General features: G+C 68.8%; 8 protein-coding genes. 5 read left to right on the forward strand and 3 right to left on the reverse strand.

The features are described from left to right. Both QZ994_RS16830 and QZ994_RS16835 read left to right on the forward strand, forming a co-directional pair. Positions 1–1007: HlyD family efflux transporter periplasmic adaptor subunit (locus tag QZ994_RS16830; RefSeq protein ID WP_290874310.1), on the forward strand; the 1007-nt coding region annotated here is incomplete at its 5' end. A 13-nt stretch (positions 1008–1020) separates the two neighbouring features. Continuing rightward, on the forward strand, positions 1021–2571 hold the full coding sequence (locus QZ994_RS16835; protein WP_290874313.1) for a DHA2 family efflux MFS transporter permease subunit: 1551 nt from the start codon (positions 1021–1023) through the stop codon (positions 2569–2571). A 30-nt stretch (positions 2572–2601) separates the two neighbouring features. Here QZ994_RS16835 and QZ994_RS16840 read toward each other — a convergent pair whose 3' ends face one another. Then, complete coding sequence (locus QZ994_RS16840; protein ID WP_290874316.1) at positions 2602–4122, reverse strand: DUF5666 domain-containing protein; 1521 nt, start codon at positions 4120–4122, stop codon at positions 2602–2604. A 260-nt stretch (positions 4123–4382) separates the two neighbouring features. Between QZ994_RS16840 and QZ994_RS16845 the strand changes: the two genes are divergently transcribed. After that, the gene (locus QZ994_RS16845) at positions 4383–5987 is read left to right on the forward strand and encodes a methyl-accepting chemotaxis protein (RefSeq protein WP_290874317.1); all 1605 of its coding nucleotides are present in this window, start codon (positions 4383–4385) and stop codon (positions 5985–5987) included. 33 nt (positions 5988–6020) lie between these two features. On the opposite strand, the gene QZ994_RS16850 is transcribed toward QZ994_RS16845, so the two are convergent. Both QZ994_RS16850 and QZ994_RS16855 read right to left on the reverse strand, forming a co-directional pair. Continuing rightward, positions 6021–7085, reverse strand: coding sequence for an NAD(P)/FAD-dependent oxidoreductase (locus QZ994_RS16850; RefSeq protein ID WP_290874318.1), 1065 nt, complete (start codon positions 7083–7085; stop codon positions 6021–6023). Positions 7086–7184: 99 nt separating this feature from the next. Then, positions 7185–7979 carry a CHAP domain-containing protein gene (locus QZ994_RS16855; protein ID WP_290874321.1) on the reverse strand — a complete coding sequence of 265 codons (795 nt, stop codon included), beginning with the start codon at positions 7977–7979 and terminating at the stop codon, positions 7185–7187. A 153-nt stretch (positions 7980–8132) separates the two neighbouring features. Here QZ994_RS16855 and QZ994_RS16860 point away from each other — a divergent pair, with 153 nt between their 5' ends. Next, positions 8133–8414 (forward strand): DUF427 domain-containing protein, encoded by a 282-nt coding sequence (locus QZ994_RS16860; protein WP_290874324.1) that lies wholly within the window; start codon positions 8133–8135, stop codon positions 8412–8414. A 68-nt stretch (positions 8415–8482) separates the two neighbouring features. After that, entirely contained in the window at positions 8483–8899 is a 417-nt protein-coding gene (locus QZ994_RS16865) for a hypothetical protein (protein ID WP_290874327.1), read from the forward strand. Positions 8900–9062 lie beyond the last annotated feature (163 nt).

Consider the following 9062-nt stretch of genomic DNA (forward strand, 5'->3'; position numbering starts at 1 on the left):
CCGACAACGCCTACACCGCAGCCGAAATCGCCCAGATCACGCCCGCCATCACCGCCATCGCGCAAGACGTGAAGGTGGTCGACACCCAGGCCGTGCGCAAGGGCGAAGTGCTGGTGGTGCTCGACGACACCGACGCCCGCCTGGCCCTGGCGCAAGCCGAAGCCGAACTGGGCCGCGCCCAGCGCCGCGTGCAGGGCTACTTCGCCAACGACACCGGCCTGAAGGCCCAGGTGGCCGCCCGCGATGCCGAAGCCCTGCAGACCGCCGCCCAGCTCAATGTGGCCCAGGCCGACCTGGCCCGCGCGCAGCTGGACCTGGAACGCCGCCAGGCCCTGGCGCGCAGCGGCTCGGTCTCGGGCGAAGAGCTCTCGAACGCGCAGACCGCCTTGCGCACCGCCACCGCCCGCTTCGCCGCAGCCAAGGCCGCTGCCGAGCAAAGCCGCGCCAACCGCGCCGCCACCGAAGGCGCCCTGGCCGCCAACACCACGCTCACGGCCCACACCACGGTCGAGACCAACCCCGAAGTGGCCCTGGCCCGCGCCAAGCGCGACCAGGCCAAGGTCGACCTCGAACGCACCGTGCTGCGCGCCCCCATCGACGGCGTGGTCGCCCGCCGCCAGGTGCAGGTGGGCCAGCGCGTGCAGGCGGGCAGCACCCTCCTGTCCGTGGTGCCGACGCAGAACGTGCACGTCGACGCCAACTTCAAGGAAGGCCAGCTGGCCAAGGTGCAGGTGGGCCAGGCCGTCGAGCTCAAGGCCGACCTCTACGGCAAGGCCATCACCTACCACGGCGTGGTCACCGGCCTGGCTGGCGGCACGGGCTCGGCCTTCGCCATGATCCCGGCCCAGAACGCCACCGGCAACTGGATCAAGGTGGTGCAGCGCGTGCCGGTGCGCATCGCCATCGACGCGGCCGAGCTGCGCGAGCGCCCGCTGCAGGTGGGCCTCTCGATGGACGCCACCATCGACACCCGCACCCAGGCCCGGATCGCCGTGGCCCAACGCTGAGCGGAGGCACCCCATGTCTGCCCCTCCCACCACCCACCCCGATGACGCCAGCCTGCAGCCACTGCAAGGCGCGGCGCTCGTGGGCGCGGGCCTGCTGCTGGCCTCGGCCAACTTCATCGCGGTGCTCGACACCACCATCGCCAACGTCTCGGTGCCCACCATCGCGGGCAGCCTGGGCGCCACGGCCAGCCAGGGCACCTACGTCATCACCTCGTACGCCGTGGCCGAGGCCATCACCGTGCCGCTCACGGGCTGGCTGGCGCGGCGCTTCGGCACGGTGCGCGTCTTCATCGCCTCCATGCTGCTGTTCGGCCTGTTTTCGGCGCTGTGCGGCCTGGCCACCAGCCTGGGCGGCCTGGTGCTGTTCCGTGTCTTCCAGGGCCTGGCAGGTGGCCCGCTGATGCCGCTGTCGCAAACGCTGCTGTTGCGCGTCTTCCCGAAGGAGAAGGCCGCCGCGGCCGTGGGCCTGTGGGCCATGACGACGCTGGTGGCACCTGTGCTCGGGCCCATCCTGGGCGGCACCATCTGCGACTCGGCCTCCTGGCCCTACATCTTCTTCATCAACGTGCCGGTGGCGCTGGTCTGCGGCGTGCTGGGCTGGAAGATGCTCAAGCGCTATGAATCGGCCACCGAGGCCAGCCGCATCGACGGCGTGGGCCTGGCCCTGCTCATCGTGTGGGTGGGCGCGCTGCAGCTGATGCTCGACGAAGGCAAGGACCTCGACTGGTTCGCCTCCACCGAGATCGTGGTGCTGGGCATCACGGCCCTGGTCGGCTTCATCGCCTTCCTGATCTGGGAGCTGGGCGACAAGGACCCGGTGGTCGACCTGCGCGTCTTCCGCCACCGCGGCTTCAGCGCCAGCGTGCTCACCATCAGCCTGGCCTTTGGTGCCTTCTTCGGTGCCACCGTGCTCACGCCACTCTGGCTGCAAAGCTACATGGGCTACACGGCCACGCAGGCGGGCTACGTCACGGCGCTCACGGGCATCCTGGCCGTGGTCTCGGCGCCCATCGCCGCGCAGCTCTCCACCAAGGTCGACCCGCGCAAGCTGGTGTTCTTCGGTGTGGCCTGGCTGGGCGTGATCACCCTGCTGCGCACCCACGCCAACCTGGAGATGGGCTACTGGCAGGTGGGCCTGCCGCTGCTGGCCATGGGCATCGGCCTGCCCTTCTTCTTTGTGCCCATCACGGGCCTGGCGCTCTCCAGCGTCGACGAGCCCGAAACCGCCTCGGCCGCCGGCCTGATGAACTTCTGCCGCACGCTCTCGGGTGCTTTTGCCACCAGCCTGGTCAACACCAGCTGGGAGGACCGCAGCAGCATGATGCACGCCGAGCTCTCGGGCCTGAGCGACCGCTTTGGCGAGGTCAGCCAGCAGCTGCAGCAAAGCGGCTTCAGCGCCGACCAGGCCCTGGGCACGGTCAACAACCTGGTGCAGGCCCAGGCCGTGATGCTGGCCACCAACCAGATCTTCTGGGCGGCAGGCTGCGCCTTCGTGCTCGCGGCCGCCGCCGTCTGGCTGGCACCTCGGCCCACGCGGGTGGCCGACACCACCCACGCGCACTGAGCGCTCAGCCAGACGGCGTCGCGCGAACCGTCAATTGCGCGACTTCACCTCGATCACGCTGGCCGTGATCGCGCTGCTGCCACCGGTCGTGCCCTTGACCTCGACCAGGCAGCTGGCGTTGGCCACCACGCTGGAAAGGCTCACCCCCCGCTCGGCCTTGATGGTGGCGGCCGAGCCGTTCACGCTGCTGGTGCTGCCATTGCGCAGCGTCAGGGTGAAGGTGGTGCTGAGGTCCGAGCTGCCATTGGGGCAAGGCACGGTGCCGTAGACCTCGAAGGCCTTGGTCGACGCGTTGCTGCTGCTCGAGATCGAGGTGGCCGTCAGCACCCCGTTGACCAGCGCGGCGCGCACTTCCACGTAGCTGGCATTGGCCGGCAGGGCCAGCGAAGAGCCGCTGGCGATCGAGACGGTCACGCCCTGCACGTCGAACGTGGCCAGGCTGCTGCCCGAGGCGGCGGTCGCGTTGCTGACCACGCCATAGAGCTTGACCCCGCCCGCGTTGTCACGCGACTCGTAGCCTTCCGACTCCACCTTGGTGGCCACCAGCACGCTGTTGACGTAGTTGCCCTTGACCTTCACCACCGTGCCCACGACCACGTCGCTCAGGGCCGTGAAGCCTTCCAGCACGGGCGATTGCGACACGTCGACGCTCACGTCGCCAATCGACCAGGTCGTGCCACTGATGGCCGTGACCGCGCCGCGCAACTTGGCCGCACCCACGCTCTGCTTCTGCACCTTGACGATGACCTTGCTGGCGCTCAGCGTGGCGCCACTGGCCAGCGTGTCCGGGTTGGTGGCCGAGCGCACGCGCACCACGGCGCCATTGGCCAGGGTCACGCCCGTGGGCAGCAGCTCACCGGCGCTGTAATCGACCGTCACCACGGTGCCGCTGCGCAGCGTCAGGCTGAAGGTCTTGGCGGTGGTGTCCAGCGCGGCCACGGTGCCCAGCACGGCGTAACCGCTGGCCAGGGCGCTCTTGCGCTCGATGCGCGAGGCCAGGATCACGTTGTTGGCATCGGCCACACCGTACACCTCCACATAGACCGGCGTGCTCGCGGCCAGCAGGGTCTGGATCACGGTGAGGTTGAAGGTGGCGCCGTTCAGGCCCTCGAACACCGTGTTGGCGTCGACCTGGATGGTCTGGCCCGAGACGGTCAGCGTCTGCGCCGTGGTGTCAACGGCCGAGACCGACCCGCGCACGCCACCGTGCACGGTCACCGTGCTGGCCTGGCCGGTCGAGGTGCTGTCGTCCACCGTGCCGCTGACGGTCACGGTCGAGCCCAGGGTGAAGGCCGAGCTGTGCGAGAGGCGGGGATCGTCGCCATCGACCGTGGTGGCGCCCGTGGTCGAGAAGCGCACCCCGTTGACCACGATGGAGCCCAAGCCGCTGACGGTGCCGCTGTAGGACGCGGCCGTGGCCGTGCCACTGCTGGAGGTGGTGGCCGAGGTGCTGCCACCGCCACCGCCGCCACAGGCCACCAGGGCCAGACCGAGGCTGGAGAGGGCGACAGCCAGGCTGGCGCGAGAGAGGTGTTGGGGGAATGCGTTCATGGTCATCTCCTTCGTCTGTGCCGCGCTCAGGCGGACGCTGCCACATGTCACAAATGTGCAGTTTACACATTTACATGAAATGGGCGACACCTTTCTTTGCACAGATGTCAGCAGAGGTGTCAGCCGTGATGCACATCACGCCTTCGGCCTTTTGTGCGCGACCCTGCTCACGAAAGGGTCACCTCCGGCCGATATGGACGACGGGGAGCCCATGCCCCCGGTTGCCCGTGCCGCACATCGGGTCACAGGAGACAGGTCCCATGCACACGCCCTCGACCGACCCGACGCGCCAGCCCGTGCTGTTCGCCGACTGGTCCATCAAAGTCAAACTGGTGGTCAACGGTGCCATCCCGCTGCTGCTGTTTGCGGCCTTTGCGCTCTGGCTGCAATGGGGCCTGGGCCGCATCCAGACCAGCGTGGGCGAGGGCATCACGGCCAATGTGCGCGCAGCCATGCAGGCCAAGTCCATGCAGGAGGACGTGATCCAGGTGCAGCAGTACCTGCAGGACGTTTCGGCCACCCGCGGGCAGGACGGGCTGGACGACGGCTTCAAGAAAGCCAAGGCACAGCACGACGAGTTCCTGCACCACCTGGCCGATTTCCGGGCCCGCGCCACAGCAGCCAAAGACGAGGCCAAGCTCAGGCAGCTGGACGAGATGGGCCAGCGCTTTGCCACCTATTACAAGGTCGGTGTCACCATGGCCGAGACCTATGTCAGCGGCGGCCCCTCGGAGGGCAACCAGCTGATGGCCAATTTCGACACCGCCGCAGAGGCCCTTCAGGCCAGCCTGAGCACCTTTGTCAAGGAAGAATCTGAGCAGATGGACGCGGCCATTGCCGGCGTGGGCCACGACACCTCCCTGCTGCGCCGGATTTCCCTGGCCCTGGGCGCCGTCATGGCCGTGCTGGTGGTGATGGCCAATGCCGTGATCTACCGCAGTGTGGTGCGCCCCATTCAGGTGGCCTCGGATGTGGCCTTGCGCATCTCGCGCGGCGACCTGCGTCACCAGTTCATGCCCAAGGGCAAGGACGAGATCGGCGTGATGCTGAGCGCGCTCTCGACCATGCAGGACGAACTGCGCAACCTCGTGACCCGCGTGCGCAATGGGGTGGACGAGGTGAACGCCACCGCAGTGAGCATTGCCTACGCCAACGCCGACCTGAACGACCGCACCAACCAGCAGGCGGCGGCGCTGGAGCAGACCGCCTCGTCGATGCAGCACCTGGGCGGCACGGTGACCAACAACGCCGACCACGCCAGCAACGCCAGCCGTTGCGCCCAGCAGGCCTCTCAGGTGGCAGCGACGGGCGGGGCGGTGGTGGCCCAGGTGGTGGAAACGATGAAGGGCATCTCGAAATCATCGGGCCGTGTGGCCGACATCACCACGGTGATCGACGGCATCGCCTTCCAGACCAACCTGCTGGCGCTCAATGCCGCGGTGGAGGCCGCCCGCGCAGGTGAACAGGGCCGCGGCTTTGCCGTCGTGGCCAACGAAGTGCGCGCCCTGGCAGGCCGCTCGGCCCAGGCCGCGCAGGAGATCAAACAGCTGATTTCGGGCAGCCTGCAGGAGGTAGAGCGCGGTTCGCTCCTGGTCGACCAGGCGGGCCACACCATGTCCGAGGTGGTCAAGGCCATCGACCAGGTCACCACCCTGGTCAACGAGATCAACGACGCCACCTCGCAACAAAGCAGCGGCCTCAACCAGGTGATCGCGGCGGTGCACGACATCGACCAGACCACGCAGAGCAATGCCGCCATGGTGGAACAGAACGCCCATGCGGCCGATGACCTCACCAAGCAGGCGCAGAACCTGGTGGAGGCCATCGGCGTGTTCTCGCTCGATGGCCCGGTGGCGGCGAACTGACCGCCGCCGCGCGTTCGGAGGTGCGGTGGGAGATCAGGCCCCGCGCACCTGCGCCGCCAGCGCCTGGCCGCTGAGCCAGGCGCCTTCCACCTTGCCGCCATGCAGCCAGTCTCCGCACAGGCCCAGGCCCTGCTCGGGCAGCCAGGCGCAGCCGGTCTCGGGCGGCACACAGGCGGGGTCGGTGTCGGCATAACGCCAGCGGTGGGCCGTCCACGCGGCGGGCGGCGGGCCACCCAGTTCGGCCCAGGCGGCCAGCATCAGAGGGGCCACGGTCTCGGGCGGGTCTTCGATGTGGGCCTCGCTCCATTCGGCCGTGGCGTGCAGCAGCCAGGTGGCGGCCTCGCCCCGGCCGGGCTTGTGGCCGTCGTGTGCCACCCAGCGCAGCGGGCCCTGGTTCACGAACGCGGCGTCAAAGGGCATGGCCGGGGTGGCGTCGAAGCGCAACATCAGCGCCCAGCTGCCGCGCATGCGCAGGCCGGAGGCCAGGGCGCTCAAGGCCGGGGCGTGCTCACCCAGCAGCGGCCCGGCCTGGGGCGAGGGCACGGCGAGCAACACCGTATCGAACGCATCGGCCAAGAGCCCGTGTTCGGCAGTGAGCAGGCGCCAGGCCCCGCCATCGCGCTGCAGGCCCTGCACGGTGTGCTCGGTGTGCAGCGTCAGGCCCTGGGCCAGCCAGGCGGCAGGCGCCGTCATGCGGGGTGTGCCCACGAAGCGCTGCAGGGCGCCGGGCGCCAGGGGGTCACGGGGATCACTGGACTCAAGGGGGCGGAGGTTTCCGCGCGCCTCACCCTCGGACACCACTCCCGCCACCCCAGCCGAACCAGGCGGCCACACACCCAGGCGGGCCAGCCAGGGTGCGGCCACGCCAGCCGCCTCCCAACGCGCCACCTCGGCGCGGAAGCCCGGGTCGCGGGCGGTGAAGTACTGCGCGCCGTGGTCGCACTGCCAGCCCTCGCCACGGCGGGTGCTCAAGCGCCCCGAGGGGCCACGGCTCTTGTCAAAGACCTGAACGCGGTGGCCGGCGGCCTGCAGGGCCGTGGCGCAAGACAGGCCGGCCAGGCCCGCGCCGATCACGGCGATGTGCAAGGAATCAGTCATGACACCGATTGGAGCAGGCCTGGACGCGGGCTTGTCACCAATCCGACGCCTGGCCACCCTCACTTCGGCGTCAATTTCACGTCACCCGCACCATCAGGCTCACAGGCCGCTGTAGTCGATGAAGCCCTTGTTGATGTCGCCCACCTTGCGCGTGAGGCGGTAAACGCCACCGCCCTCGCGGGTTTTGGAGGCATCGGTGTTGCCCTCGATGGTGTGCAGCAGGCCGCCCTCCACCCGCTCGATGAAGCCCGTGTGGCCGGTGCCACCCGTGAAGGCCATGATGAAGAGCATGCCGGGCTGGACCAGACCCGGGTCGGCCACGGCCTGGTGGCGCAGGATGCGGCGGGCCCCCTGGCTGGGCGCGCCGTTCCAGTGGGCCTGGCACCCCGCCGTCTTGAACATGGGGTTGGCGCGGCTGGCTGCCTTGGCGGCCTCGTCAAAGCACCAGTAGGTGAAGGCACAGCACCAGGCCAGCCCGGGCGACACCCCGGCGCGCTTCAGGTAGGCGTCGACCTCGGGCCCACGGTTGGAGTTGGGCGGCTTCTCGCGCACGGCCTTGTCCGCCTCGCCCCCGGCCCACTTCAGCACCTCGGCCAGGAAGGGGTCGCTGGCGGTGGGCGCCTGCGGCACGCTGGCCTGGCCGAACAGCGCCTCCCAGGTCAGCGAGCCCACCTGGCCGTCCACCCGCAGGGGTTTGCCGTCGCGGTCCACATGGCGGGCCTGGAAGAGCTGCACCGCCTGCTTCATGGTGGGCCCGAAGCGCGGGTTGGCCGGATCCAGCTTCAGGGCCTCGTCCCCCTTGAGCACCAGGGCCTGGTTGAGTTGCGCCTTGAGCGCCTTGACAATGGCCGCGTCGGCCTCACCTTGTTGGATGACACGTCCGGGGTAGTCCATGGGGGCGTCCTCTGAGCTTGCGCAGTACGCAGTGATGAAGAGGCCCCACGCTACGCCGATGCCGCAGGGCGTCCATCCAACACCCTAGGGAGGCGGCCACTTCAAAGCTGGGGGGTGGGATAGCATCGCCCCATTCCACACAGGAGACCCCGCATGAAAGCCATCTGGAACGGCGTGGTGGTGGCCGAGAGCGACGACATCGTCACCCTCGAAGGCAACCACTACTTCCCCGAAGCCTCGCTCAAGCGCGAGCACACCACCTTCAGCAACCACCGCACGGGCTGCGCCTGGAAGGGCCAGGCCTACTACCTGAGCCTCTTTGTCAACGGCGAGATCAACCCCGACGCCGTCTGGTACTACCCCGAGCCCACCGAGGGCGCCGCCGAGATCAAGGGCCGCTTTGCCTTCAAGGCCGGGGTCGACATCGTCGATTGAAACGCAGGTCGCCCGCCAGGGCGCCTCGTGCCACAATCCCTCCCCCTTTTGACACCCAGGATGCCTCCGTGGACTTGAAACTGCCGATCACGATCACCGATGAACTCAGCGACGACCTCATCAAGTCGACCGGCCTGCTCGACCTCGCCAGCGGCGAGATCACCCGCGTGGAATACGAAGACCACGACGTCGCCCTGCTGGGCCTGCCCTGCGAAGCGGAAGACTACGAGTTCACCTGCGGCATCCTGAGCAACCACGGCAAGGAAGTCGAGTTCGGCATCAAGGTCAACAAGACCACCGGCCAGTACTCGGTCAGCGCCGACGAACTGCTGGAGATCAAGGTGCGCGCCGCCGCCCTGTTCGCTGGCATCAGCGGCCAGCAGATGGCCGAATCCACCGTCAAGCCTGGCACCGACGCCAAACCCGCCGCCGCAAAGAAGGCTCCGGCCAAAAAGGCCGCCAAGCCCCGCGGCAGCGCGCACTGAGCGCCACACCCGCCTGAACAGGGCCACGCGCCCTGCACCAGGCTCGGTGTTTTCCCGTAAAACCCCGGCCTGGCGGTGCGCAATGCGCGCATCGGTTTGGTGGGCGAACGGGGCGGGGCTAATCTGCGAACGTTCTCTGACGTTCCACCCTCAGCCCCGCCCC

The organism is Aquabacterium sp. (assembly GCF_021768455.1).
Lineage (GTDB): Bacteria > Pseudomonadota > Gammaproteobacteria > Burkholderiales > Burkholderiaceae_C > Aquabacterium.

What these genes read in the sequence shown, in the direction of transcription:
- QZ994_RS16835 (WP_290874313.1), top strand. Translation starts at nt 1,021, where the DNA reads ATGTCTGCCCCTCCCACCACCCACCCCGATGACGCCAGCCTGCAGCCA.
- QZ994_RS16840 (WP_290874316.1), bottom strand. Translation starts at nt 4,122, where the DNA reads ATGAACGCATTCCCCCAACACCTCTCTCGCGCCAGCCTGGCTGTCGCC.
- QZ994_RS16845 (WP_290874317.1), top strand. Translation starts at nt 4,383, where the DNA reads ATGCACACGCCCTCGACCGACCCGACGCGCCAGCCCGTGCTGTTCGCC.
- QZ994_RS16850 (WP_290874318.1), bottom strand. Translation starts at nt 7,085, where the DNA reads ATGACTGATTCCTTGCACATCGCCGTGATCGGCGCGGGCCTGGCCGGC.
- QZ994_RS16855 (WP_290874321.1), bottom strand. Translation starts at nt 7,979, where the DNA reads ATGGACTACCCCGGACGTGTCATCCAACAAGGTGAGGCCGACGCGGCC.
- QZ994_RS16860 (WP_290874324.1), top strand. Translation starts at nt 8,133, where the DNA reads ATGAAAGCCATCTGGAACGGCGTGGTGGTGGCCGAGAGCGACGACATC.